Below are 24,455 nucleotides of genomic sequence, written 5' to 3'. Positions count from 1 at the left end.
GTTGCCTCACATCCTGAATATGCCGAAACGGGTGGATTCTATCGGTGCATTGAGCGCGGCGGAAAGACCGAGACCGAGCACGAGACGTGTGTCCTTCGGGTCGATGATGCCATCGTCCCAAAGTCTCGCGCTGGCATAATAGGGATGTCCCTCCAGCTCGTATTTTTCCCGGATCGGGTGCTTGAACGCCTCTTCGCCTTCCTTCGACCAGTGGCGGCCATCGGCCTCGATGCCGTCTCGGCGGATTTGCGCCAGAACAGAGGCCGCCTGTTCGCCGCCCATCACGGAAATGCGGGCATTCGGCCACATCCACAAAAAGCGCGGTGAATAGGCCCGCCCGCACATGCCGTAATTGCCGGCCCCGAAGGAGCCGCCGATGATGACGGTGAATTTCGGCACCCTTGCCGATGCGACGGCGGTGACGAGCTTGGCGCCATCCTTGGCGATACCGCCCGCCTCATAGGCTTTGCCGACCATGAAGCCGGTGATGTTTTGCAGGAAAACGAGGGGAATACCGCGCTGGCAGCAGAGCTCGATGAAATGTGCGCCTTTGAGCGCTGATTCCGAGAAAAGAATGCCGTTATTGGCGACGATGCCAACAGGATAGCCATGGATATGGGCGAAACCGCAGACCAAAGTCGTGCCGTAAAGCGCCTTGAACTCATCGAATTCGGAACCGTCCACCAGACGCGCGATGATCTCCCGCACCTCGAAGGGTTTTCGCGTATCGGCGGGTACGACACCGTAAAGTTCATCTGCCGGATAAAGCGGCTCCGTCGGCTCGCGAATATCCAGTTCCACCTGTTTGCGGCGGTTGAGGGTGGAAACGATCCGCCGGGTCAGCGCCAGCGCGTGGCGGTCGTTATTGGCGTAGTGATCGGTAACGCCGGATTGGCGGGAATGCACATCCGCGCCGCCCAGCTCTTCCGCACTCACCACCTCGCCGGTCGCGGCCTTCACCAGCGGCGGGCCGCCGAGGAAGATCGTGCCCTGATTTTTGACGATCACCGACTGGTCGCTCATGGCAGGCACATAGGCCCCGCCCGCCGTGCAGCTGCCCATCACCACGGCGATCTGCGCGATGCCTTCCGCCGACATATTGGCCTGATTATAGAAGATGCGGCCGAAATGATCGCGGTCGGGAAACACCTCGTCCTGATTGGGCAGGTTCGCGCCGCCGGAATCCACCAGATAGATGCAGGGCAGGCGGTTCTCCGTGGCGATCTCCTGCGCGCGCAGATGTTTCTTCACCGTCAGCGGATAATAGGTGCCGCCTTTCACCGTCGCATCATTGGCGACGATCACACATTCGCGGCCGGAGACCCGGCCGATGCCGGTGACGATGCCGGCGGCGGGAACGGGTTCGTCATAGACCTCGTAAGCCGCGAATTGCGAGAATTCCAGGAATGGACTGCCGGGGTCGAGAAGGGCTTCGATCCGGTCGCGCGCCAGCAATTTGCCGCGGGAAAGATGCCGTTCGCGGGCCTTGTCGCCGCCGCCTCTGGAGATTTTCTCGACGTGCTGCCGCAGGTCCTCCACCAGACCCGACATGAAATCGACATTGGCAGCGAAGGTGGGGTCGCGGTTCAGAGTGGATGTCAGCTTCATCGCGTGTCCTCACCCGTTGCCCTTGACCAGTTCGCGGCCGATCAGCATCCGGCGGATTTCGCTGGTGCCCGCGCCGATCTCATAAAGCTTGGCGTCGCGCAGCAGCCGTCCGGCCGGGCTTTCATTGACATAACCGGACCCGCCGAGAAGCTGGATGGCATCCAGGGCCACCTGCGTCGCCCGTTCGGCGGCAAAGAGGATTGCGCCGGCCGCGTCCTGCCTCGTGATGCGGCCATTGTCGCAGGCCCGCGCCACTGCATAGACATAGGCGCGCGATGCATTCATGGCCGAATAGATATCGGCGAGTTTGCCCTGCACCAGCTGGAATTCGCCGATCGGCTTGCCGAATTGCTTGCGCTCGCGGGCATAGGGCAGCACCAGATCGATCGCCGCTTGCATGATGCCGACCGGGCCTGCGGCCAGCACGGCGCGCTCGTAATCCAGTCCGCTCATCAGCACCGTCACGCCGTCATTGAGGCGGCCGAGAATGTTCTCTTCCGGCACCTCGCAATCCTCGAATACCAGTTCCGAGGTAGGCGAGCCGCGCATGCCGAGCTTGTCGAGTTTCTGGGCCGGGCGAAACCCCTTGAAGCCCTTTTCGATCAGGAAGGCGGTGATGCCGCGCGGGCCGGCGGATATATCCGTCTTGGCGTAGACCACCAGCGTATCGGCCTCGTGGCCATTGGTGATCCACATCTTCGCGCCGTTCAGCACGTAGCGATCGCCCCTGCGCTCCGCCTTCAGCCGCATCGACACGACATCCGAACCGGCTTCCGTCTCGCTCATGGCGAGCGAGCCGACATGTTCGCCGGAGACGAGTTTCGGCAGATATCTGTGCTTTTGCTCTTGCGTTCCCCAGCGGTGGATCTGGTTGATGCAGAGGTTGGAATGGGCGCCATAGGAGAGGCCGATGGAAGCGGAAGCCCGGCTTATCTCCTCCATCGCGACGCAATGGGCGAGATAGCCCATGTCGGCACCCCCGAATTCTTCCGAAACGGTGATGCCGTGCAGACCGAGCTCACCCATTTCCGGCCAGAGCTTGCGTGGAAAACGGTCGTCGCGGTCGATCTCTGCCGCCAAAGGGGCGATTTTATCGTCTGCGAATGCGCTTGCGCTATCGCGCAATGCTGCGATTTCCGGGCCGAGATCGGCATCGAAAATGGCGGCGAGGTTCAAACTCATCGCGTCTCCTCCTCCGGACGGCAGGCCGTCCCTTTTGTCAGTAGCCGGCACCTCCTCCGCGCCGGCAACCCTTGATTTACGGCGTGTCACCTCCGGTGAAGGCGGCGGAACGGCGCACGAATGTCTTAATGGCGAAATTGGACTGGATGCGCGACACGCCGGGCACCGTGGTCAGGAAATCCAGAAGCTCCTGATAATGCGGCAGATCCCGCACCATGGCGTGGATCAGATAATCCGAACTGCCGCTGGTCTGGTAACCGCCCACCACTTCGGGAATGGAAGCGACATGGTGTTCGAAGGTTGTCAGCGCTTCCTTGATCTGCCGTTCCAATGTGACGGAGATGAAGACGCCCATATTGCCGAGCAGCCGGTTCTCATCGAACACGGCGGTATAACCACGAATGATGCCTTCCTCTTCCAGCTTGCGCACGCGCCGCAGCGTCGGCGTGAAAGAGAGACCTATCCGCGCTGCCAGGTCACGCCAGCTCACCCGCCCGTCATCGCCGAGCACATGCAGAATCTTCCGGTCGAAACTGTCGAGCTCAATCATGGATCATTTGCTCTATGATATGACTAATTGTTGGATCAAAGATATCGTCAATCAAAAAACTGTCAATCAAAATAGCTTTGAAATGAATTCGAGATAGTGATAGCGTTCACGTCAGTCGAGGTCTGGAGGAGATCGCGATGACGGTTGTTTTCTCAAGCGGGAGAATGGCCAAGGGAGGTGAATTTGGCTGTGCATGACCCTGTCGTGATCGTCGGGGCCGCTCGTACTGCTATGGGTGGGTTCCAGGGCGAATTCAAATCGGTGGCCGCGCCTGACCTAGGGGCGGCGGCGATCCGCGCGGCCGTCGAACGGGCCGCTGTTCCGTTTTCTGATATTGACGATGTGCTGATGGGCTGTGTGCTTACGGCCGGACAGGGGCAGGCTCCGGCCAGACAGGCGGCCATTGCCGCCGGCATTCCCAACTCGGTTGGCGCGGCGACCATCAACAAGATGTGCGGCTCTGGCATGAAGGCGATCATGCTGGGCTATGACCAGATTGCGGCGGGAAGTTCTTCCATCGTGCTGGCGGGCGGCATGGAAAGCATGAGCAATGCGCCCTATCTGCTGGACCGCGCGCGAAACGGCTATCGTCTCGGCCACGGCAAGCTCACTGACCACATGTTTCTGGATGGCCTCGAGGACGCCTATGACAAGGGCCGGCTGATGGGCACTTTCGCGGAGGATTGCGCTGAAGCTTACCAGTTCACCCGCGCCATGCAGGATGATTATGCGCTGACCTCGCTGGAGCGCGCCCGGCGTGCTATCGCTGAAGGGGTTTTCGAAGCGGAAATAGCGCCTGTCGGCGATGTCGCCGTGGACGAGCAGCCGGGCAAGGCGAAGCCGGAAAAAATCCCGCAGCTGAAACCTGCCTTCCGCGATGGCGGAACGGTGACGGCCGCCAATTCCAGTTCGATTTCCGATGGTGCGGCCGCTCTTGTTCTCATGCGTCGCTCCGAAGCGGAAAGGCGGGGCCTTTCACCGCTGGCGACCATTATCGGTCAGGCCTCCCATGCGGATGCGCCCGCCGGATATCCAACGGCTCCCATCGGCGCAATGAAAAAGCTGTTCGGAAAAACCGGCTGGGCGGCGAAGGATGTCGATCTCTTCGAAATCAACGAGGCCTTTGCCGTGGTGGCGATGGCGGCGATGCGCGATCTCGACCTGCCGCATGACAAGGTGAATGTGCATGGCGGCGCCTGTGCGCTCGGCCATCCGATCGGCGCTTCCGGCGCGAGGATCGTCGTCACCTTGCTGGCCGCCTTGCAGCGCCACGGGCTGAAACGCGGCGTGGCCGCCGTGTGCATCGGCGGCGGTGAAGCAACCGCGCTCGGCATAGAGCGACATTAAGGGAGGCGGCGATGATTCTGAATGACGCCCAGCAGCAGATCAGGGACATGGCCCGCGATTTCGCCCGCGAGCGGCTTGCCCCTGGTGCCAGCGCGCGTGACCGGGAAAGCCGGTTCCCGAAAGACGAGCTGAAAGAAATGGGCGCGCTCGGCTTCCTCGGTATGCTTGTCTCCGAGGACTATGGCGGGTCGGAAACCGGTGCCGTCGCCTATGCTCTGGCGCTGGAGGAGATCGCTGCCGGTGACGGGGCCTGTTCCACCATCATGAGCGTGCATAATTCGGTGGGCTGCGTGCCGATCCTGAAATTCGGGACCGAAGACCAGAAACAGCGCTTCCTGCCGAAATTGTCTTCCGGTGAGTGGATCGGCGGCTTTGCTTTGACCGAACCGCAGGCCGGTTCCGATGCGTCCAACCTCAAGACCCGCGCCCGGCGCGATGGCGACCGCTATATTCTGGATGGCGCGAAACAGTTCATCACCTCGGGCAAAAATGGCGATGTCGTCATCGTTTTTGCCGTCACCGATGCGACGGCGGGCAAGAAAGGCATCACTGCCTTCATCGTGCCGACCGATACGCCGGGTTACGAGGTGATCAGGGTCGAGGAGAAGCTCGGCCTGCATTCGTCCGATACCTGCCAGATTGCCTTTACCGACATGGTGGTTCCTGCCGAATTGCGGTTGGGCGAAGAGGGGCAGGGTTATCGCATCGCGCTCGCCAATCTGGAAGGCGGCCGCATCGGCATCGCCGCGCAGGCAGTCGGCATGGCGCAGGCCGCCTTCGAGGCGGCGCGGGATTATGCCCGCGAGCGCAAGGCCTTCGGACAGGCAATCATCGAACATCAGGCGGTGGCGTTTCGCCTCGCGGACATGGCGACGCGCATTGAGGCGGCGCGGCAGCTGGTGCTGCATGCGGCGGCGCTGAAGGAAGCGGGTGAGCCCTGCCTTTCGGAGGCCTCGATGGCAAAACTCTTCGCGTCCGAAATGGCCGAGCGTGTCTGCTCGGACGCCATCCAGATTCACGGCGGTTACGGTTACATGGCGGATTATCCGGTGGAGCGGATCTATCGCGATGTGCGCATCTGCCAGATTTACGAGGGAACCAGCGATGTCCAGCGCATGGTCATCGCGCGAAACCTCTGAACATTGTTTCGTCGTCTGGAGGAGATGGCGATGGGAGGAGTAGAATGGATATTACCGAAACCACGCATCTCAGCCTGCATGTGCCGGAGCCCGCGGTGCGGCCCGGCGACCAGCCGGATTTCTCCAATGTGAAAATACCCAAGGCCGGCTCCGTACCGCGCCCGGAGGTGGATGCAGCGCCGGAAAGCATGCGCGATCTCGCCTATTCCATCATTCGCGTCCTCAACCACCAGGGCGAGGCCGTCGGGCCATGGGCAGGGCTGCTCTCGGACGAGGAATTGCTGGTGGGCCTTAGAAACATGATGCGGCTTCGCGCTTTCGATGCCCGCATGCTGATGGCGCAACGGCAGGGCAAAACCTCCTTTTACATGCAGCATCTGGGCGAGGAGGCGGTCAGCTGCGCCTTCCGCAAGGCGCTTTCCAAAGGCGACATGAATTTCCCGACTTACCGGCAGGCGGGTCTTTTGATCGCCGACGACTATCCGCTCGTCACCATGATGAACCAGATCTATTCCAACGAGCTGGACCCGCTGCATGGGCGGCAAATGCCTGTTCTCCATTCCTCGAAGGAGCACGGCTTCTTCACCGTGTCCGGCAACCTTGCCACGCAATATGTGCAGGCGGTTGGCTGGGCGATGGCCTCGGCCATCAAGGGCGATACGAAAATCGCAGCCGCGTGGATCGGCGACGGCTCGACGGCGGAATCGGATTTTCATTCCGCGCTCGTCTTTGCCTCCACCTACAAGGCGCCGGTGATCCTCAACATCGTCAACAACCAATGGGCCATTTCCACTTTTCAGGGCATTGCGCGCGGCGGTTCCGGCACCTTTGCAGCGCGGGGGCTGGGTTTCGGCATTCCGGCGCTCCGGGTCGACGGCAATGATTATCTCGCCGTCTATGCCGTGGCGCGATGGGCGGTGGAGCGCGCGCGCCGCAATCTCGGCCCGACGCTGATTGAATATGTGACCTATCGTGTCGGCGCACATTCCACTTCCGACGATCCGAGCGCCTATCGTCCCAAGACCGAGTCCGAGGCCTGGCCGCTGGGCGACCCCGTTCTCAGGCTGAAGAAACATCTCATCCTGCGCGGTTTCTGGTCGGAGGAGCGGCACCGGCAGGCGGAAGCGGAAATCGCCGATGAGGTGATCGAGGCGCAGCGCGAGGCGGAAAGCCACGGCACGCTGCATGCGGGCGGCAAGCCGCCGACCAAGGATATTTTCGAGGGCGTATATGCCGAGATGCCGCCGCATCTCGTCCGTCAACGCCAGAAAGCCGGGTACTGACATGACGAGAATGACGATGATCGAAGCCGTCCGCAGCGCCATGGATGTATCCATGGAGCGCAACGACGATGTGGTGGTGTTCGGTGAGGACGTGGGTTATTTCGGCGGGGTTTTCCGCGCCACGCAGGGGCTGCAGGGAAAATACGGCAAGACCCGCTGTTTCGACGCGCCCATCAGTGAATCCGGCATTGTCGGCACCGCCATCGGCATGGCCGCTTATGGCTTGCGTCCCTGTGTCGAAATCCAGTTCGCCGACTACATGTATCCCGCCTATGACCAGATTACCCAGGAAGCGGCGCGCATTCGCTATCGCTCCAATGGTGATTTTACCTGCCCCATCGTTCTCAGAATGCCAACGGGCGGCGGCATTTTCGGCGGGCAGACCCATAGCCAGAGCCCGGAGGCGCTTTTTACCCATGTCTGCGGGCTGAAGGTGGTGGTTCCCTCCAACCCTTATGACGCCAAGGGGCTGTTGATCGCGTCGATCGAAGACCCTGATCCCGTGATGTTTCTGGAGCCGAAGCGGCTTTATAACGGCCCCTTCGACGGCCATCACGACCGGCCCGTCACGCCCTGGTCCAAACACGACATGGGCGAGGTGCCGGAAGGGCATTACACGATTCCTATCGGCAAGGCGGAAATCCGCCGGCCCGGAAACGCTGTCACCGTCATCACCTATGGCACCATGGTGCATGTGGCGCTGGCGGCGACGGAAGAGACCGGTGTGGATGCCGAGATCATCGATCTTCGCAGCCTGCTGCCGCTCGACCTCGACACTATCGTGAAGTCCGTTTCCAAGACCGGCCGCTGCGTCATGGTGCATGAGGCAACGCTCACTTCCGGCTTCGGCGCGGAAGTCGTCTCACTGGTGCAGGAACATTGCTTTTATCACCTGGAGGCCCCGGTCGTCCGCGTCGCCGGCTGGGACACGCCTTATCCCCATGCGCAGGAATGGGACTATTTTCCGGGTCCTGCCCGCGTCGGGCGCGCCCTCATCGAAGTCATGGAGGCCTGAAAATGGCGGAATTTGTTCTCACTATGCCCGATGTCGGCGAAGGCGTGGCGGAAGCCGAACTGGTGGAATGGAACATCAAGCCCGGCGATCCCGTGCATGAGGACATGGTGCTGGCCGCGGTGATGACCGACAAGGCGACCGTCGAAATCCCCTCGCCGGTTGCAGGCATCGTCACATGGCTGGCGGCGGAAGTGGGTGATACCGTGGCGGTAAAGGCGCCGCTTGTGCGCATCGAAACCGAAGCGGCTGCCGCCGCTCCGGTCGGCGACGCGCCGGAACCGGAAGCGCCATCCGACATGACGGAAGAGCCGCCAGCGGCTGAAATCCAGCCGGCCCGTGAAATCAATGATGCGCCGCCGTCTCCCGAGGTCGAACACCATAAGCCTCTGGCGTCCCCCGCGGTTCGCCAGCGCGCCGATGATCTCGATATCGATCTCGCACAGTTGCGGGGAACAGGGCCGGAGGGGCATATCACCCATGCCGATCTCGATGCCTATCTCACCACGCGGTCGCAAGCTGAACGGCCTGCGGTGCCGATAGCGCCCCGCGACAGCGCCGTCGAGGAAGTGAAGGTGACGGGGCTGAGGCGCAGGATCGCCGAGAAGATGGCGCTTTCCGTCTCCCGCATTCCCCACATCACCTATGTCGAGGAAATCGACGTGACGGATCTGGAGGATTTGCGAACCACCATGAACGCCAACCGCCGTTCCGGACAGCCGAAACTGACGATCCTGCCGTTCCTGATGCGGGCGCTTGTCAAAACGGTCGCGGATCATCCCGGCATGAATGCCACCTTCGATGACGAGAAAGGGGTCGTCAGCCATTACGAAGCGGTTCACATAGGCATCGCCACGCAGACGCCGTCGGGATTGACGGTGCCGGTGGTTCGGCACACGGAAACACTTGGCCTTTGGCAATGCGCAGAGGAAGTCTCGCGCGTTGCCGAGGCGGCCCGTACCGGCACCGCCCAGCGCGACGAGCTGACGGGCTCAACTATCACCATCAGCTCGCTCGGCGCCCTGGGTGGTGTGGTTTCGACACCGATCATCAATTACCCCGAGGTGGCGATCATCGGTGTCAACAAGATCATGACGCGGCCGGTCTGGGATGGCAGCCGTTTCGTGCCGCGCAAGATGATGAACCTTTCTTCCAGCTTCGATCATCGGGTTATCGACGGCTGGGATGCCGCCGTCTTCATCCAGGCCGTCAAGGCGCTGCTGGAAAAGCCGGCTCTGATCTTCATAGAGTAAAGCACCCGGCGCGCTCATTCCTGTGACAAGCCCAGGAATGGGCGCGCCTGCATAACTTTTTAACGGGTCGTTTTCGACATTCACGGAACTGTTTCGGTGTCAGTATAGGCTTGCGTTCGCGATCTTCGGGTATAGAAGAGAAAGAACGAGAAGCCGTGTTTTCTCATCATGATCATAGTGGCGGACGGGGGCGCTCCGGTGCCCAGCGCTTCGCTGTCCGCCGGCAACCGAATGAAGAAGAAGGTCCTTTCATGAGCACTCCCAAACCCGTTGTCCTGACTATTCTCGATGGCTGGGGGCTGAGCGAGGACAAATCCAGCAATGCGCCGGTGCTGGCGAACACGCCCACCATGGACCGGCTTTTTGCCACCTGCCCGAATGCAACGCTCACCACTTTCGGCCCGAATGTGGGCCTGCCCAGCGGGCAGATGGGCAATTCCGAAGTCGGACACACCAATATTGGCGCAGGCCGTATCGTCGCCATGGACCTCGGCCAGATCGATCTGGCGATAGAGGATGGCAGCTTTTTCCAGAATGCCGCGCTTCTCGATTTCGCCGCCAAGGTAAAAGCGGCTGGCGGTGTGGCGCATCTGATGTGTGTTGTTTCGGATGGCGGCGTTCACGGCCACATCGTCCACGGTCAGGCGGCGGTGAAGCTGATGACCGATCTGGGGCTGAAGGTCGTTGTGCACGCCATCACCGATGGCCGCGATGTCGCGCCGCAGTCGGCAGAGGGTTTCGTCACTGCTTTTGCAGCCAGCCTGCCTGAGGGCGCCAGCATCGGCACGGTGATCGGCCGTTATTATGCAATGGATCGCGACAATCGCTGGGAACGCGTTGAAAAAGCCTATGACGCCATGGTTCTCGGCAAGGGTGAGCATGCGCCGGACGCGGTGAGCGCTGTGGCCGGAAGCTACAAAAACAACGTCACCGATGAATTCATCCTGCCGACGGTGATCGGCGACTATCAGGGGTTCAAGGCCGGCGACGGTCTCTTCTGCCTGAATTTCCGCGCCGACCGTGCCCGCGAAATCCTGCTCGCCATCGGCGCGGATGATTTCGACGGGTTCGCGCGCGAAAAGCCCGTGCTTTCGGCCTTGCTTGGCATGGTGGAATATTCCACCCGCCACAGCACCTTCATGACGACGGCTTACCCCAAGCGCGATATCGTCAATACGCTGGGCGCCTGGGTGGCCAAGCAGGGTCTGCGGCAGTTCCGCCTTGCCGAGACGGAAAAATATCCGCATGTCACCTTCTTCCTCAATGGCGGCAAGGAAGAGCCGGAAGTGGGCGAAGACCGCTTCATGCCCAAGTCTCCGAAGGTTGCGACCTATGATCTGCAGCCGGAAATGAGCGCGCCGGAAGTGACGGAGAAATTCGTCGAGGCGATCGGCAAAGGTTACGATCTCATCGTCACCAATTATGCCAATCCGGACATGGTCGGCCATACCGGCGACCTGCAGGCCGCGATCAAGGCATGCGAAGCCGTGGACCGGGGGCTTGCCGCCGTCGTTGCGGCACTGGACAAGGTGGGTGGCGCCATGCTGGTGATTGCCGACCATGGCAATTGCGAAACCATGGTGGATCCGGTGACGGGTGGCCCGCACACAGCGCACACAACCAATCCGGTGCCGGTGATCCTGTATGGCGGACCCGAAGGTGCAAAGCTGCATAGCGGTATTCTCGCCGATGTCGCTCCGACGCTGCTGCAACTGATGAACGTGCCGCTGCCGGCGGAAATGACGGGCAAGAGCCTGATCGACCTGTAATAGGGCGCGCCTGCGCGGGAGTTTTCCGCTTCCGCGCAGGCCGTTTCATGCGCATCGAATTAAGAAGTCTATCGCTGTTTGGCGTAGATGCGGTCGTGGATGAGCATGCCGGTAATCATCGCCGCCACGAAGAGCATGACCGGCAACAATCCCAGAGCAAAGGCCGAGATTGCAGGGCCGGGGCAAAAGCCCGCAAGCCCCCAGCCTGTGCCAAAAATAGCCGAGCCCACGACCAGCGGCCGGTCGATGCTCGTTTTCGAGGGAAGGCTGAAATCTTCACCGAAGACGGGTTTGGCAAGGAAACGGCGTAGCTGAACGCCCGGTACCGCGACCAGGAGCGCGCCGCCGAGAACGAACATCAGGCTCGGATCCCAATGGCCGCTCGCCACGTCGAGAAAACCTGAAACGCGGGTTGGATCGATCATACCGGAAAGGGAGAGGCCGAAGCCGAACAGCGCTCCTGCCGCGAGTGCCAGCGCGACACGCGCAATGACCGGATTTTTCATGAGAGGGCTCCCGTTATCGTCGCGGCGAGCATGCCGGTGATCAGGAACGTTACGGTCGCGACGATGGAGCGCCGGGAAAATCGCGCCAGCCCCATGATGCCGTGACCGGAAGTACAGCCGGAGCCCATGCGTGTGCCGAAACCGACCAGCAGACCGGCAATGAGGATCAGCGGCCACGGTGTTGTTATGGTGAGGGCAGGAAACTGGCTGAATGTGATGGCATAAAGATAAGGCCCGGCCAACAGACCGGCCACGAATGCCAGATCAGTAAAACGCCGCTCTCTTCCAAGCACATTGCCCAGGATGCCGCTGATACCGGCGATGCGGCCGTTAAAGAAAAACAGGAGGATGCTTGCGAGACCAAGCAGCATGCCGCCGAAAAGCGAGGGCAAATAGGGCGTCACGGGTTTTCCTCCGGCGCGCAGAAAATCGAATAAAGGGCCTCGATCAACTGCGCCGCTTTTTCCTCCGTCAGCCGGTAGAAGATTTGTTTGGCGTCACGTCGGGTCTCGACGATGCCGGCCTCCCGCAACACCCCGAGCTGCTGGGAGAGCGTGGGCTGGCGGATATCCAGCTTGGTCTCGAGTTCTCCGACAGAAAACTCCCCCTGCGCCAGCGTGCAGGCGAGCATCAGCCGTGCCGGATGGGCGAGTGTCTTCAAAAGTATCGCAACCTCGACGGCACGTTCCTCCATCTCTGGAAGGGGGATTTCAGTGATGTGCAGGGGCAGTTTCAGCGTGTTTTGCTTCACCATGCGCTACCCTCCAGCACGTCGAGAGGGAATTTCAGATAACGTTTGCCGTTTGCCTCGGGCTCCGGCAGACGCCCGCCGCGAATATTGACCTGCAGGGCGTGCAGGATGAGCTTCGGCATCGGCAAGGTGCGATCACGGGCCTCACGAAGCTGAATGAAGCCTTCTTCCGTCATGCCGGCCAGATGGGGATTGCTGCGCTTCTGTTCGCCGACCGTGCTTTCCCATTTCGGGGCGCGGCCACCGGGCTGGTAATCATGGCCGGTGAAAAGCCGTGTTTCATCTGGAAGGGCGAGAATGTCCTGGATGGAGGCCCAGAGTTCTCTTGCGCTGCCACCCGGAAAATCGGCCCGCGCCGTACCGGAATCGGGCATGAACAGAGTATCGTGTATGAAGGCGGCGTCCCCCACCACATAGGTCACGGAGGCCAGCGTGTGCCCGGGTGAAAACAGCACGCGGGCTTCAAGCGAACCGATGCTGAAACGGTCTTCCGCTTCAAACAGCCGGTCCCATTGCGAGCCGTCGGTCTCAAGGCCGGGCCAGTTGTATTTCTCCTGCCAGAGTTTCTGTACGCCGGTGATCCTGGCGCCGATCGCCGTTTTCGCGCCGGTTTTTTGGCTGAGATAGTGGGCGGCGGAAAAATGGTCGGCATGGGGATGCGTATCGAGAATCCACTCCACCGTCAGGTTCTGTTCTTTCACATAGTCCAGAATGGCGTCGGCATTCATCGTTCCGGTCGCGCCGGATTTCTCGTCGAAATCATAGACGGGATCGATGATGGCGCAGCGCCCGGTCGAAGGATCCGAAACGATATATTGCACGCTCGATGTACGCGGATCGAAGAAAGCCTTCACATGCGGCTTTGCCAGAGCCCGCCGCTCCAGCCAGCGAACGGCGCCGGAAAGGTCGAAGCCATGCTCCTTGCCGAAAGCGCCGATCTCGGATGGCTCCATGCGCCCGTCCAGCGTTTCGCCGAGAACGTAGAGCGTGAGAGCACGGGTGCCGCCCTTGCAATGGGCGAATATCGGGCCCTTGGCCTCGGCCATCGTCTGTTGGAAGGCACGAATATCGGCCTCTGTCATTGTCGGGCCGCTGACCGGAATGAAACTATAGGCCAGACCCGCCGCGCCGGCGGCGCTTCGTTCATGCGCATTGCCCGGCTGGCCGGGCTCTTCGCCATCCGGCCGGGCATTGATGATGGTTTTATATCCTTGAGCGGAGAGCGATGGAAAGTCGGTGATCTCCGGCTGGCCTGCGACTGTCAGACGTTCGTTGATCCTGACGGCGTTCATCGGCATCTCCTGTTGTTCTAAATTAATATACGTTATTGTATAATGTATATTGACTGGCCGCAAGAGGCGCATTTCATCGGAAATGCCTATCGGAAAACACACCCCATGCCCGGCGCTGTGCGGGCATGGGGTGTGTTTGCCTGAAGCGGGTTTGCGTGGAGGCTGGTCTCAGGCGACGAGCCTGCGGCGTGTCGCCTTCCAGCCAAGACAGATCGCCGCGATGAGCAGAACTGTCTGGGCGACGAGAAACGGTGGCTCGTTGCCGTTCGGCGCCAGGGCGTTCAGCGTTTCGACCTTGAGAAAGGCCTGAACGATCAGCACGAACATGTTCAGATAGAGGCCCATCGTGGCGGTGATCGTATAAATGATGCGCGCCCTGCCATTGAGACCGTATCCATAGAGCGCCACCAGCGCGATCGCCAGAATGGCGGTCGAAATGATGCCGACGCCGAGTGCAGGCGTGAAGTTGCCGATTGGAAACAGAAAGCCGGTGAGCGTGGTGGCGAGCGTCGTGATGAGAAAAAGCGCCATCATGCGCGGCATCCACCGCCCTACCGCATAAGCGGGCAGGGCGATCAATCCGGTTGCGATGCCGATGAAACTCAGGGCAACGTGCAATGCAGTGAATTGGGGAATGGTCAGTCCGAGGATCATGATGCGTCTCCCTCTATTCGGTTTGAGTTGCACGATACCGGCTGGCGGCAAGTGCATGCGACAGATTGGGCCTCAACGCCGCACGGGCGGCAAGGAAATTTTCAAGATCGGCCGTATCAGGCAGGGAAGGAATGGTCAGAACCTCGCCGAGATCGAGACCGGCAAGGGCCGCATCTACCATCTCGTAAACATCCATGACCATGGCGGCCGGAATGGCGTCGAGCCGTTCCTCTTCCCAGATCGCCGTGCGGGTGATGCCCGGCAGGACGCCCTGAACCCGCACGCCGGAGGGCGAAAGCTGCGCCTGCAGCGCCTCGGTGAAGGCGAGCACGAAGGCCTTGGTGGCCGGGTAGACGGCGGTGAACGCCGCCGGCATCAGCGCCGTGACCGAAGTGATGTTGATGATCGTGCCCTTGCCATCGGCGGCAAGGCGCGGTGCGATGGCGGCCGCAAGCCGGGTGACGGCAAGTATGTTGAGGTTGATCATCGTCGTCACATAGGCCGGGTCCAGCGCCGTGATCGCGCCTTCCCCGGCAATGCCGGCATTGTTAACGAGACCGGTAATCTGCTGGTCGTCGCGCAGCCGTGCCTCTACCTTTTCGAGGTCTTCCGCCCTGGAAAGATCGGCGGAGAGAACCTCGACTGCGATGTGATGATCTTTTTCCAGCTGTGCTGCCAGAGCCTTCAGCTTTTCGGCACGCCGTGCCACGAGAATGAGATCATGGCCGCGTTTTGCCAGACGTTCGGCATAGACCGCGCCGATGCCGTCGGATGCGCCGGTGATGAGGAATGTATTCCGTGTCATGTCCGTATCTCCTGTATCTGGTGGTTTCAGGCGTTGATGAAGGCGAGAAGGTCGGCGTTGAACCGGTCCTGATGGGTCTGCGTCAGGCCATGGTCGGCGCCCTCATAGATTTTGAGAACCGCATGTTTGACGATTCTGACCGTGGAAAGCGCGGAAGCGCCCACCGGGACGATCTGGTCGTCATCGCCGTGCAGAACCAGCGTCGGTTTGTCGAAGGCCTTCAGGTCCTGATGGAAATCGCTTTCCGAAAAGGCGCGAATGCTGTCGAGCTGGCCTTTCAGGCCGCCCATCATGCCCTGCCGCCAGAATTCCTCACGGATGCCTTCGGATATCACGACGCCTTCGCGGTTGTAGCCGTAGAAGGGAATGGTCAGGTCTTTGAAGAACTGGCTGCGATTGTCATAGGTGCCCTTGCGGATACCGTCGAAAACATCGATCGGCAGGCCGATGGCATTGCTTTCCGTCTTCAGCATCAGCGGCGGAACCGCGCCGATGAGGGCGATTTTCGCGACGCGGGCCGTGCCGTGGCGGCCGATATAGCGGGTGACCTCGCCGCCGCCGGTGGAATGGCCGACCAGAATGATGTCGTGAAGATCGAGCTGTTCGATCAGCTCGGCCAGGTCGTCGGCATATTGATCCATGGTATTGTTGTGCCAGACCTGATCGGAGCGGCCGTGGCTGCGGCGATCATGGGCGATGGTGCGGAAACCGTTGTTAGCGAAGAACACCATCTGCGCATCCCAGGCATCGGCGCTGAGCGGCCAGCCATGGGAGAAGATGATGGGCTGGCCGTCTTTCGGGCCCCAGTCCTTGTAGAAAATATGCGTTCCGTCTCTGGTGGTGATCGTTGTCATGGCTCTCTCTCCTGTTGCAGGGAGCTTGCTTGCGTCCCGTGGGAATAGAGATACTCTTGACGCAGCCGGGGCTGGATTGGCGCTTCTGACAGAAAACGAGCCGAAACTGACAAAACGGGGGATGCGGGGCATGGCGGGTGTAGCGGGAAGCGCGATTGAAGTCGGTCTGGTTCTCTACCGGGACTGTCAGATCGCCATGGTGCACGGCATCACCGATCTTTTCGCCATCGCGTCGGTGTTTTCACAGGATCGCGGCGGACCGAAACTGCGCGTTAGCCACTGGAGCATGGGCGAGGGCGGTGAGTTTTCGCGCTGTCACGACACCGAGCCCGACAGGCCGGGACATCCCGATATCTTCGTCGTGCCCGGCCGACTGACCGGGCCTGCCGAAATCGATGAGGCCGAGCCCTATGCCCGCTGGCTGCTGGACCGGCATGCGCAGGGCGCGACGCTGGCCGCCAGTTGCGGCGGCTCCTTCATCATCGCCGCGACCGGCCTCCTGTCCGGCCGCCCGGCCACGACCCACTGGCTGTTTGCCGAACGTTTCCGTGACCGCTTTCCCGATATCCGGCTGGAGATAGACAAGATCGTCATCGAGGATGGCGATATCATCACGGCTGGCGGGCTGATGGCTTGGACCGATCTTGGCCTGCGCATCGTCGACCGGCTGCTCGGGCCTTCGGTGATGATCGAGACTGGCAAATTCCTGCTGATCGACCCCTCGGGGCGTGAACAGCGCCATTATAGCAGCTTCGCCCCGCGGCTGACGCATGGCGACGAGCCGATCCTGAAGGTGCAGCACTGGTTGCAGGCCCGCGCCGGGCGGGCGACGAGCGTTACCGATATGGCGGGCCATGCGGGGCTGGAGGAGCGGACCTTTCTGCGCCGCTTCAAGGCGGCGACCGGCATGAAGCCCATCGAATATGTTCAGCACCTGCGCGTTGGCAAGGCGCGGGAATTGCTGGAATTCACCCGCCGTTCGGTCGATCAGATCGCATGGTCGGTGGGGTATGAGGATTCAGCCGCCTTTCGCCGTGTCTTCCACCGTATTCTCGGCCTCTCGCCGGGTGAATATAGAAGCCGCTTCTCCAGCAGCGCGGCCATGGCGGCTGCCTGAGATATCCTGCAGCACCGATAACCCTGTTGGCCGGCAAAACTGTCGAGACGTCCGGCTCTTGCAATGTGGCGGGTGTTTGTTAACATGCCAGACAAGTTTGAAACAGGTGGGCCGAAATGGACGTTGAAAGCAGCACCAAGCAAATTTCGCTTGCGGCGAAGATCAGTTCGGCATTGCGGCGGGATTTGTCGGAGGGGGTGTTCCGCCCCGGCGATCGTCTTCCGAGCGAGAGCGCGCTGACGCGGGAATATTCGGTCAGCCGCACGGTGGTGCGGGAGGCCATCGCCATTCTGCGCGCGGATGGTCTGGTTGAGGCCCGCAAGGGGGCAGGTGTGTTTGCCGTGGAGGCGAAACCAACCAAGGAGGTGCCTTTTAATGATCTCGCCGTGGGGCGGATCTCCTCCGTGATTGAATTGCTGGAATTGCGCACCGTTTTCGAGGTTGAATCCGCCGGGCTTGCGGCATCGCGCCGTTCCGCCGTGCAGGTGGAGGCGATTGTCGATGCGCATGGGCGTGTCAGCGACTGTCTCGCGGCCGGATTGCCGACACGGGATGCCGATTTCGAGTTTCATCTGGCCATTGCACAGGCGACGCAGAACAGGCGTTTTCCGGAATTTCTTCAGCTTATTCGCTCCGGCATCATTCCCCGCGGTGAATTGCAGGGTGCTGCGCCAGGGTCGCGTCCGAAGGACTACAACCTGCATCTCCAGGAGGAGCATGCAAGGATCGTCGACGCCATCATCGAAGGCGATGCCGATGCCGCGCGCCAATATATGGCAGCGCATCTGCGCGGTAGTCTTGAGCGCTACAAGGTGCTTCTGCGCTCCCGCACCGCTGCCGCTGATTGACAGAAAGACGAGTTTTCTCCGCGGATTAAGCGCTTGCCCGTCGATAGAAAGCCAGGGAGGCGGCAAGTGTCAAAATCGCCCCGCCGCAAACCCGGTCGAGCCACAGGGCTCCGGATTTTCGCAATAGCCTGACGGCCTGCGTGCCGAGCAGGGCATATCCGCACATCACGATGAAATCGATCCCGGCGAAGATCAGCGCCAGCACCGCATATTGCTGGATTTGCGGGGCGGCGGGATCGATGAATTGCGGCAGGAAAGCCGAAAAGAACAGGTATCCCTTGGGGTTGGTCACCGCCACAAGGAAGCTTTTGAAGAAAATCGCGCGCGTGGAGACGGCTCCGTCTGCTCCTGCCGATTGAAGCCCATCAAGCGTGCCTCTTGAGCGTAAAAGCATGATGCCGAGGAAGGCCAGATAACAGACGCCGACCCATTTGACGACGCCGAACCAGAATTCCGAAGCGGCAAGCAAAGCCCCCAATCCCAGCGCAACCGCACCGATCAGGACGAAATCGGAGAGAACCGCGCCGGCCATACCGGTCAAAGCGCGGCGAATTCCGAATCTCGAGCCATTCGAGAGCGCCAGCAAAACGGTCGGACCTGGCGTCGCGATGCCGATGAAAGCGACGAGGGCAAATGCCAGAAGCGTCATGTCAGCCATATTTTCCTCCTCTGAAGGCATGGATGTCATTGGCATCATAGCTGCCAGGCATCCGTGCATTCCGCAAGGCGGGAGAATACAGGCCTTGGCGGTCGCGGCAACACAGGTCATTTCCCCTAGGACAGAAGCGAAAGCATCGTGATCCCGGTGCGAAATTTCCGTCCCGTGCACATGTTTCGGAACTTGGCCAATGCGGATTTGACCGGGATGCGCTTGACAGCCCCCAACACCTGTGACAACTTTCGCATAGTTGTCAGACATGATTGTGCCTTTGTCATTCGCGCAGTCGATCTCTGGCAAGGGAGGAATCATGCCAAAAAGACGCCTTTCGCTGTATGGTCTGTCCGGCCAGATCGGAAGTATTGCGGTTACGCTGCTTGGATTGCTGCTGTTGACCTTTTTTATCGGTCGCCTGATGCCCGCCGATCCGGTGCGGGCGATCGTGGGTGAGGATGCGACCCGCGAAACCTATGAACAGGTCTATCACGCGCTCGGTTTCGATCGTCCGCTGTGGCAACAGTTCTTCTATTATCTGGGAGACGTGTTTACCGGCGACTTCGGAACCTCGATCCGCACCGGCCGCCCGGTCATAGAAGACATCATAAGGGTCATGCCGGCGACGATGGAACTTGCGACCTTCGCGATCCTGATCGGCGCCGGCCTCGGCATTCCCATGGGTGTTTATGCCGCCGTCAACAAGGATCGCTGGCAGGACCATCTGGTGCGGGTGCTCAGCCTGTTCGGCCATTCCATGCCGATCTTCTGGACCGGCATGATTGCGCTGATTGTTTTTTACGCCCATCTCGGCCTTGTCGGGGGCGGTGGACGCATGGACCAGTTCTATATCGGTCTGGTCGAGGAGCGGACGGGCTTTCTGCTTATCGACAGTCTTCTGGCGGGCGATATGGAGGTCTTCTGGTCAGCCATCAACCACCTCATCCTTCCCGCCGCTCTGCTGGGTTATTCCTCCTCGGCCTACATCACCCGCATGACGCGCAGCTTCATGCTGGACCAGCTGGGCCAGGAATATGTGACGACCGCCCGCGTTAAAGGCCTGTCGCAGCGGCAGACGGTTTGGCTGCATGCCTTCGGCAATATTCGCGTGCAGCTCGTCACCATCATTGCGCTTGCTTACGGCTCGCTTCTGGAAGGGGCGGTTCTCATTGAAACCGTCTTCGCCTGGCCGGGTTTCGGGCAATATCTCACCAGCAATCTTATCATCGGCGACATGAATGCGGTGATGACCTGCGTTTTGATCGTCGGCGTCATCTTCATCGGGCTCAATCTCCTGTCCGACATTCTCTACCGCTTTTTCGATCCGAGGACCCGCTGATGACGGCTCGTACAGAAACCTCCTTCCGCCTTCCGGTGCCCTTGAACGCGCTGAAGAACATCGTCGTTTTCCTCCTGAAAAGCCCGACATCGGCCTTCGGTCTGGCTGTGCTGCTGCTGCTCGTCATCGCCGCGATTTTCGCGCCCTGGCTTGCGACGCATGACCCCTATGCGCAGGATCTCGCCAATACGCTGCAGGCGCCGGGTAATGGCCACGTCTTCGGCACGGACGAGTTGGGACGCGATATCTATAGCCGCCTTCTCTGGGGCGCGCGCATCACGCTCACCATCATCTCGCTGGTCTCGATCATCGTCGGCCCCGTCGGCCTTCTGGTCGGCACGGCTTCCGGTTATCTCGGCGGCAAGTTCGATACGGTGATGATGCGCATCACGGATATCTTCCTGTCCTTCCCGAGCCTCATCCTGTCGCTCGCCTTTGTCGCAGCACTCGGGCCCAGCCTCAACAATGCGATCATCGCGATTGCGCTCACCTCCTGGCCGCCGATCGCGCGCCTTGCCCGTGCCGAAGCCATGACCTTTCGCAAGGCGGATTACATTGCCGCCGCGCGGCTTCAGGGTGCATCGCCGCTGCGCATCATCGTCAAGTCGATCATGCCCATGTGTCTGCCCTCGGTCCTCATCCGCCTGACGCTGAACATGGCGACCGTCATTCTCACCGCCGCCGGCCTCGGCTTCCTCGGCCTCGGCGCGCAACCGCCGTTGCCGGAATGGGGGGCGATGATCGCTACGGGACGACGTTACATGCTGGATAGCTGGTGGCTGGTGACCTTCCCCGGCATTGCGATCCTCTCCGTCAGCCTCGCCTTCAATCTTTTGGGTGATGGCCTGCGGGATGCGCTCGATCCGAAGCAGATGAACCGGAGATAGGGCCATGGAAAAATCAATCCTCGACGTCGAAAATCTCCGCATCCGCTATGGCGGCTCGCCGACTGAAGCGGTGCGCGGCATCTCCTTCACCCTTGGCCGGGAACGGCTCGGCATCGTCGGCGAAAGCGGCTCGGGCAAATCCACCGTCGGCCGGGCTCTGCTGCGCCTTTTGCCGTCGGCGACGATTACCGCCGACAGGCTGGATTTCGATGGTCTCGATCTTCTCTCGCTCGATGAGAAGGAGATGCTGAAGGTTCGAGGCCGGCGCATGTCGATGATCCTTCAGGATCCGAAATTCTCCCTCAACCCCATCCGCCGGGTCGGCGATCAGGTGACGGAAACCTATCTGCGCCACTTCAAGGTCTCGAAAGCCGAGGCCCGGGAAAAGGCGCTGGCCATGCTCGATGCGGTGAAAATCCGCGATTCCGCCCGTGTTTACGAGCAATATCCGCATGAAATTTCGGGTGGCATGGGTCAGCGTGTCATGATCGCCATGATGCTGCTTGCCGACCCCGATCTCGTCATTGCCGATGAGCCGACCTCGGCGCTCGATGTGACGGTGCGGCTGCAGGTGCTGAATATTCTCGACGGTCTGGTGCGGGATCGCGGCATCGGCCTGATCATGATCAGCCATGACCTCAATCTCGTGCGCAATTTCTGCGACCGGGTGCTCATCATGTATTCCGGCCGGGTGGTGGAAACGCTCGCCGCACGCGATCTCGATCAGGCGCAGCACCCCTATACGCGCGGCCTTCTGGCTGCACAGCCGCGCATCGGCGGCACGCGCGCGCCGCTTGCGGTGCTGGACCGCCGCCCCGAATGGCTGGAGGAGAACGTATAATGGCCGTTTCCGTTGAAACCCGCGATCTCTCCATCACCTTCGGCAGCGGCCATACCGCGCTGAAAGTGCTGCCTTCCGTATCCTTCCGCGTCGAGCCGGGCGAATGTTTCGGGCTGGTCGGCGAAAGCGGCTCGGGCAAATCCACCGTGCTTCGCTGCATCTCCATGCTCAACGATTTCTGGACCGGGGATATTCTCATCGATGGCAGGTCGGTGCGTGACATGCCGCTGATCGAGCGGTGCCGCATGCTGCAGATGGTGTTTCAGGATCCCTACGGGTCGCTGCATCCGCGCCAGTCGGTGCGCACTGTGCTTTCGGAATCGCTTGCGATCCATAAGCTCGGCGACCGGGAAGAGCGCATGCGCAAGGTCATCACGGATGTCGGCCTGCCCGTCGCCTTTCTGGATCGCTTCCCGCACCAGCTTTCCGGCGGCCAGCGGCAGCGCGTGGCGATTGCCCGAGCGCTGATCCTCGAACCGTCACTGTTGCTGCTCGATGAGCCGACGTCTGCGCTCGACGTCTCGGTGCAGGCGGAAATCCTCAACCTGCTGCAGCGCCTGCGGGAAGAGCGTGGCTTCACCTATATCATGGTGACCCACGATCTCGCCGTGGTCGATCACATGTGCGACCGCTTCGCGGTGATGCTGCGTGGCGAAATCACCGAAATCCTGCCGCGCGACGCCATCGCCGGCAATGGCGCGACGCATCCCTATGCGCGCGAACTGATCGGCGCCTCGCTGGAATATGAAGGCGCGTGACGGCTCCAAGAACGTGACCGTCCTCCTCCGGGGCATCACGATAATAACATCCTCCTTCCTTGCCCGGCCTCCCTGCCGGGCATTTTTTTGTGATGGCGGGCCGCCAACTGCGCCTCGGCTGCTGACATAGTGCGAGCCGTCATGCCGGACTAGATCCGGCATCCAGCCACGGCGCGTCTGCGCCGTGAATGGACTCTCTCGCGATCAAGGACTTGATCGCACTAGACCCCGGATCTAGTCCGGGGTGACGTAGTGCGGAGGCTTCGCTTGCGCCTAACATTTTGGGTGAGTGGGGCTTTGTTATAGCAAAAAGGCGCGGGGTAGCCGCGCCTTTTCTTATTCGAGAATACGCAGCAAGCTTACCGCTCCTTGCTCACCTCTTCAAACCGCGAAAGCCAGGGGCTGACGATCATGCCCTTGACGTCACTGCGGAAGGCTGCGGTGTCGATGACTTCGGAGAAGGGCTGAATGGACATGACGATCTCGTCCATATAGCCCTGCAGCTCCTCATAAAGCTTCGTCTGTTTCGCCACGTCGCGCTCGACCAGCGCCGCCTCGATCATCTTGTTCAGCTTCTCATCGAAGAAACTGGTGCGCCAGCTCTGGTAATTGGTGAGCTTGGCGTCATCGGCATTGTTGGGGTTATAGGCGATGGAGCGCAGATTATTGTCCGGGTGCGGCTGTTGGCCGCCGCCGCCGCGGCCGAGCAGCAGTTCGAAATTCCGCTCGCGCATGGCGCCATAGATCTGGTCGCCGGAGCCGCTGATCAGCTCGGCCTGAATGCCCGCCTGCGCCAGCGTGTTCTGGATCGCCGTTGCCGCCTTCATGAAGGGGTCTTCCGAGAGTACGCGCAGCGTCGTCTTGAAACCGTTGGGATAACCGGCTTCTGCCAGAAGCGCCTTGGCTTTTTCGACGTCGAGCTTATAGCCCTGATCCGGCAGCGCGCCCATCACGCCGGTGCTGAGCGAGCGCTGATGCAGCTTGCCGTAATAGGGCATGACCGCCTTGTCGAGACCGTCGTAATCGATCAGGTAACGCAGGGCCTCGCGCACCTTTTTGTTTGCGAATTTCTCATCCTTCATCGAAACGCTGAGGTAATAAAAACCGGAGCCGGGTGTGGATTCGATGGTGACGGCCTTGTCGGCCTCAAGCGATTTCAGGTCCGGCGCCTGAAGGGAATAGGCAACGTCGATATCTCCTTTTTCCAGCATCAGCCGCTGCGACTGCGATTCTGGCAGATGGCGCATCAGGATGCGCTTCATCTTTGCCTTCTCACCCCAATAATCGTCGTTGCGGGTGAGGATGATATATTCGTTGGATTTCCACTGCGTCAGCTTGAAGGGGCCGGAGCCGGCGGAATTCAGCGTCAGCCAAGCGCCGCCCAGATCGCCGTCCTTCTCGTTCTCAAGCGCCGTCTTGCTGTCGATGATCGAGCCGGGGCCGTTCTGCGCAAGGATCATCAGGAGAAGGTTGGGATCGTCGGGCTTCGGGATATTCAGCACGAAGGTCTGGTCGTTTTCGGCGACGAAGAGCTTGTCGGCTTCCTCGAGCTTGAAGCCGCGGGTTTTCAGGAAGGACGATTGAGCCAGGTTGCGGGCGAGCAGCCGCTTCAGGCTCCACGCCACGTCCTTGGCCGTCACGGCATTGCCGGAAGCGAATTTGGCATCGCCGCGCAGATGGAAACGGATCGATTTCCGGTCTTCGGCAATCTCCCAGCGTTCGGCAAGGCGTGGCTGAACGCTGCGGTCTTTCGGGGAAAGCACGACGAGCGTGTCATAGACATTGTTCAGAACCTGCACGGTCTCGCGGCCGGTAATGGCGGCGGGATCGAGGGTGAGGATATTGCTCATGGTCGTGGCGACGATGAGCTGGTCCTTCGGTGTTTCGGCAAGGGCGCTGAGCGGCATGGCGCCTATCAGCAGCGCGCCAAGTGCTGCGGTTGCAAGAAAATGTTTCATCTTTCCTCCCAATACGGCCGGTTCATACGGCCTTTCCACGTTTTGATCCA

General features: G+C 60.7%; 24 protein-coding genes. 12 read left to right on the top strand and 12 right to left on the bottom strand.

The annotated features are described in order from the left end of the window. Positions 1–6: 6 nt before the first annotated feature. The 3 genes from FY152_16785 to FY152_16775 form a co-directional block, all read right to left on the bottom strand. The gene (locus FY152_16785; protein ID UXS33827.1) at positions 7–1,608 is read right to left on the bottom strand and encodes a methylcrotonoyl-CoA carboxylase; all 1,602 of its coding nucleotides are present in this window, start codon (positions 1,606–1,608) and stop codon (positions 7–9) included. Between the two features lie 9 nt (positions 1,609–1,617). After that, on the bottom strand, positions 1,618–2,790 hold the full coding sequence (locus FY152_16780; protein UXS33826.1) for an isovaleryl-CoA dehydrogenase: 1,173 nt from the start codon (positions 2,788–2,790) through the stop codon (positions 1,618–1,620). Between the two features lie 76 nt (positions 2,791–2,866). Beyond that, the gene (locus tag FY152_16775) at positions 2,867–3,340 is read right to left on the bottom strand and encodes an Lrp/AsnC family transcriptional regulator (GenBank protein UXS33825.1); all 474 of its coding nucleotides are present in this window, start codon (positions 3,338–3,340) and stop codon (positions 2,867–2,869) included. Positions 3,341–3,523: 183 nt separating this feature from the next. On the opposite strand from FY152_16775, the gene FY152_16770 reads away from it, so the two are divergent. The 6 genes from FY152_16770 to FY152_16745 all read left to right on the top strand — a co-directional run bounded on the left by FY152_16770 (position 3,524) and on the right by FY152_16745 (position 11,143). Next, the gene (locus tag FY152_16770) at positions 3,524–4,687 is read left to right on the top strand and encodes an acetyl-CoA C-acyltransferase (GenBank protein ID UXS33824.1); all 1,164 of its coding nucleotides are present in this window, start codon (positions 3,524–3,526) and stop codon (positions 4,685–4,687) included. 11 nt (positions 4,688–4,698) lie between these two features. After that, positions 4,699–5,826, top strand: a complete 1,128-nt coding sequence (locus tag FY152_16765) for an acyl-CoA dehydrogenase (GenBank protein ID UXS33823.1) — start codon at positions 4,699–4,701, stop codon at positions 5,824–5,826. Positions 5,827–5,870: 44 nt separating this feature from the next. Further along, complete coding sequence (locus tag FY152_16760; GenBank protein ID UXS33822.1) at positions 5,871–7,109, top strand: 3-methyl-2-oxobutanoate dehydrogenase (2-methylpropanoyl-transferring) subunit alpha; 1,239 nt, start codon at positions 5,871–5,873, stop codon at positions 7,107–7,109. 1 nt (position 7,110) lies between these two features. Then, positions 7,111–8,124: an alpha-ketoacid dehydrogenase subunit beta gene (locus FY152_16755; protein UXS33821.1), complete on the top strand. Its 1,014-nt coding sequence runs from the start codon at positions 7,111–7,113 to the stop codon at positions 8,122–8,124. Between the two features lie 2 nt (positions 8,125–8,126). Next, positions 8,127–9,374 carry a 2-oxo acid dehydrogenase subunit E2 gene (locus FY152_16750; protein ID UXS33820.1) on the top strand — a complete coding sequence of 416 codons (1,248 nt, stop codon included), beginning with the start codon at positions 8,127–8,129 and terminating at the stop codon, positions 9,372–9,374. 251 nt (positions 9,375–9,625) lie between these two features. Continuing rightward, positions 9,626–11,143 carry a 2,3-bisphosphoglycerate-independent phosphoglycerate mutase gene (locus tag FY152_16745; protein ID UXS33819.1) on the top strand — a complete coding sequence of 506 codons (1,518 nt, stop codon included), beginning with the start codon at positions 9,626–9,628 and terminating at the stop codon, positions 11,141–11,143. A 68-nt stretch (positions 11,144–11,211) separates the two neighbouring features. Here the strand turns inward: FY152_16745 and FY152_16740 are convergent, their stop codons facing one another. The 7 genes from FY152_16740 to FY152_16710 all read right to left on the bottom strand — a co-directional run bounded on the left by FY152_16740 (position 11,212) and on the right by FY152_16710 (position 16,005). Beyond that, positions 11,212–11,649: a YeeE/YedE family protein gene (locus FY152_16740; GenBank protein UXS33818.1), complete on the bottom strand. Its 438-nt coding sequence runs from the start codon at positions 11,647–11,649 to the stop codon at positions 11,212–11,214. Continuing rightward, positions 11,646–12,053 (bottom strand): YeeE/YedE family protein, encoded by a 408-nt coding sequence (locus FY152_16735; GenBank protein UXS33817.1) that lies wholly within the window; start codon positions 12,051–12,053, stop codon positions 11,646–11,648. The genes FY152_16740 and FY152_16735 overlap by 4 nt, the downstream gene beginning before the upstream one ends. After that, entirely contained in the window at positions 12,050–12,403 is a 354-nt protein-coding gene (locus tag FY152_16730) for a helix-turn-helix transcriptional regulator (protein UXS33816.1), read from the bottom strand. Before FY152_16730 ends, FY152_16735 begins: the two co-directional genes overlap by 4 nt. Continuing rightward, on the bottom strand, positions 12,397–13,692 hold the full coding sequence (locus FY152_16725; GenBank protein UXS33815.1) for a TIGR01244 family phosphatase: 1,296 nt from the start codon (positions 13,690–13,692) through the stop codon (positions 12,397–12,399). Before FY152_16725 ends, FY152_16730 begins: the two co-directional genes overlap by 7 nt. 168 nt (positions 13,693–13,860) lie before the next feature. Then, on the bottom strand, positions 13,861–14,346 hold the full coding sequence (locus FY152_16720) for a hypothetical protein (GenBank protein ID UXS33814.1): 486 nt from the start codon (positions 14,344–14,346) through the stop codon (positions 13,861–13,863). A gap of 13 nt (positions 14,347–14,359) precedes the next feature. Beyond that, positions 14,360–15,151, bottom strand: a complete 792-nt coding sequence (locus tag FY152_16715) for an SDR family oxidoreductase (GenBank protein ID UXS33813.1) — start codon at positions 15,149–15,151, stop codon at positions 14,360–14,362. Positions 15,152–15,177: 26 nt separating this feature from the next. Further along, on the bottom strand, positions 15,178–16,005 hold the full coding sequence (locus FY152_16710) for an alpha/beta hydrolase (GenBank protein UXS33812.1): 828 nt from the start codon (positions 16,003–16,005) through the stop codon (positions 15,178–15,180). Between the two features lie 130 nt (positions 16,006–16,135). On the opposite strand from FY152_16710, the gene FY152_16705 reads away from it, so the two are divergent. Together FY152_16705 and FY152_16700 are read left to right on the top strand one after the other, a co-directional pair. Further along, positions 16,136–17,122, top strand: coding sequence for a GlxA family transcriptional regulator (locus tag FY152_16705; GenBank protein UXS33811.1), 987 nt, complete (start codon positions 16,136–16,138; stop codon positions 17,120–17,122). A gap of 116 nt (positions 17,123–17,238) precedes the next feature. Then, the gene (locus tag FY152_16700; protein UXS33810.1) at positions 17,239–17,970 is read left to right on the top strand and encodes a FadR family transcriptional regulator; all 732 of its coding nucleotides are present in this window, start codon (positions 17,239–17,241) and stop codon (positions 17,968–17,970) included. A 25-nt stretch (positions 17,971–17,995) separates the two neighbouring features. On the opposite strand, the gene FY152_16695 is transcribed toward FY152_16700, so the two are convergent. Next, on the bottom strand, positions 17,996–18,628 hold the full coding sequence (locus tag FY152_16695; protein ID UXS33809.1) for a LysE family translocator: 633 nt from the start codon (positions 18,626–18,628) through the stop codon (positions 17,996–17,998). A gap of 310 nt (positions 18,629–18,938) precedes the next feature. On the opposite strand from FY152_16695, the gene FY152_16690 reads away from it, so the two are divergent. Genes FY152_16690 through FY152_16675 form a run of 4 tightly spaced genes read left to right on the top strand, consistent with a single transcriptional unit; the run spans position 18,939 to position 22,447 of the window. Continuing rightward, positions 18,939–19,961, top strand: coding sequence for an ABC transporter permease (locus FY152_16690; protein UXS33808.1), 1,023 nt, complete (start codon positions 18,939–18,941; stop codon positions 19,959–19,961). After that, a complete protein-coding gene (locus tag FY152_16685) occupies positions 19,961–20,848 on the top strand; it encodes an ABC transporter permease (protein UXS33807.1) in 888 nt (295 codons plus the stop codon). Before FY152_16690 ends, FY152_16685 begins: the two co-directional genes overlap by 1 nt. A 4-nt stretch (positions 20,849–20,852) precedes the next feature. Then, on the top strand, positions 20,853–21,689 hold the full coding sequence (locus FY152_16680) for an ABC transporter ATP-binding protein (GenBank protein UXS33806.1): 837 nt from the start codon (positions 20,853–20,855) through the stop codon (positions 21,687–21,689). Beyond that, positions 21,689–22,447 (top strand): ABC transporter ATP-binding protein, encoded by a 759-nt coding sequence (locus tag FY152_16675; GenBank protein ID UXS33805.1) that lies wholly within the window; start codon positions 21,689–21,691, stop codon positions 22,445–22,447. Before FY152_16680 ends, FY152_16675 begins: the two co-directional genes overlap by 1 nt. A gap of 359 nt (positions 22,448–22,806) precedes the next feature. Here the strand turns inward: FY152_16675 and FY152_16670 are convergent, their stop codons facing one another. Continuing rightward, positions 22,807–24,405, bottom strand: coding sequence for an ABC transporter substrate-binding protein (locus tag FY152_16670; GenBank protein ID UXS33804.1), 1,599 nt, complete (start codon positions 24,403–24,405; stop codon positions 22,807–22,809). Positions 24,406–24,455: the final 50 nt, after the last annotated feature.

Source organism: Agrobacterium tumefaciens (assembly GCA_025560025.1).
Classification (GTDB): domain Bacteria; phylum Pseudomonadota; class Alphaproteobacteria; order Rhizobiales; family Rhizobiaceae; genus Agrobacterium.
This window is presented reverse-complemented; position numbering and strand designations above follow the sequence as displayed.

Coding starts and splice junctions, on each gene's coding strand:
- FY152_16785 (UXS33827.1), bottom strand. CDS start 1,608: ATGAAGCTGACATCCACTCTGAACCGCGACCCCACCTTCGCTGCCAAT.
- FY152_16780 (UXS33826.1), bottom strand. CDS start 2,790: ATGAGTTTGAACCTCGCCGCCATTTTCGATGCCGATCTCGGCCCGGAA.
- FY152_16775 (UXS33825.1), bottom strand. CDS start 3,340: ATGATTGAGCTCGACAGTTTCGACCGGAAGATTCTGCATGTGCTCGGC.
- FY152_16765 (UXS33823.1), top strand. CDS start 4,699: ATGATTCTGAATGACGCCCAGCAGCAGATCAGGGACATGGCCCGCGAT.
- FY152_16760 (UXS33822.1), top strand. CDS start 5,871: ATGGATATTACCGAAACCACGCATCTCAGCCTGCATGTGCCGGAGCCC.
- FY152_16755 (UXS33821.1), top strand. CDS start 7,111: ATGACGAGAATGACGATGATCGAAGCCGTCCGCAGCGCCATGGATGTA.
- FY152_16750 (UXS33820.1), top strand. CDS start 8,127: ATGGCGGAATTTGTTCTCACTATGCCCGATGTCGGCGAAGGCGTGGCG.
- FY152_16745 (UXS33819.1), top strand. CDS start 9,626: ATGAGCACTCCCAAACCCGTTGTCCTGACTATTCTCGATGGCTGGGGG.
- FY152_16740 (UXS33818.1), bottom strand. CDS start 11,649: ATGAAAAATCCGGTCATTGCGCGTGTCGCGCTGGCACTCGCGGCAGGA.
- FY152_16730 (UXS33816.1), bottom strand. CDS start 12,403: ATGGTGAAGCAAAACACGCTGAAACTGCCCCTGCACATCACTGAAATC.
- FY152_16725 (UXS33815.1), bottom strand. CDS start 13,692: ATGAACGCCGTCAGGATCAACGAACGTCTGACAGTCGCAGGCCAGCCG.
- FY152_16720 (UXS33814.1), bottom strand. CDS start 14,346: ATGATCCTCGGACTGACCATTCCCCAATTCACTGCATTGCACGTTGCC.
- FY152_16715 (UXS33813.1), bottom strand. CDS start 15,151: ATGACACGGAATACATTCCTCATCACCGGCGCATCCGACGGCATCGGC.
- FY152_16710 (UXS33812.1), bottom strand. CDS start 16,005: ATGACAACGATCACCACCAGAGACGGAACGCATATTTTCTACAAGGAC.
- FY152_16705 (UXS33811.1), top strand. CDS start 16,136: ATGGCGGGTGTAGCGGGAAGCGCGATTGAAGTCGGTCTGGTTCTCTAC.
- FY152_16700 (UXS33810.1), top strand. CDS start 17,239: ATGGACGTTGAAAGCAGCACCAAGCAAATTTCGCTTGCGGCGAAGATC.
- FY152_16695 (UXS33809.1), bottom strand. CDS start 18,628: ATGGCTGACATGACGCTTCTGGCATTTGCCCTCGTCGCTTTCATCGGC.
- FY152_16690 (UXS33808.1), top strand. CDS start 18,939: ATGCCAAAAAGACGCCTTTCGCTGTATGGTCTGTCCGGCCAGATCGGA.
- FY152_16685 (UXS33807.1), top strand. CDS start 19,961: ATGACGGCTCGTACAGAAACCTCCTTCCGCCTTCCGGTGCCCTTGAAC.
- FY152_16680 (UXS33806.1), top strand. CDS start 20,853: ATGGAAAAATCAATCCTCGACGTCGAAAATCTCCGCATCCGCTATGGC.
- FY152_16675 (UXS33805.1), top strand. CDS start 21,689: ATGGCCGTTTCCGTTGAAACCCGCGATCTCTCCATCACCTTCGGCAGC.
- FY152_16670 (UXS33804.1), bottom strand. CDS start 24,405: ATGAAACATTTTCTTGCAACCGCAGCACTTGGCGCGCTGCTGATAGGC.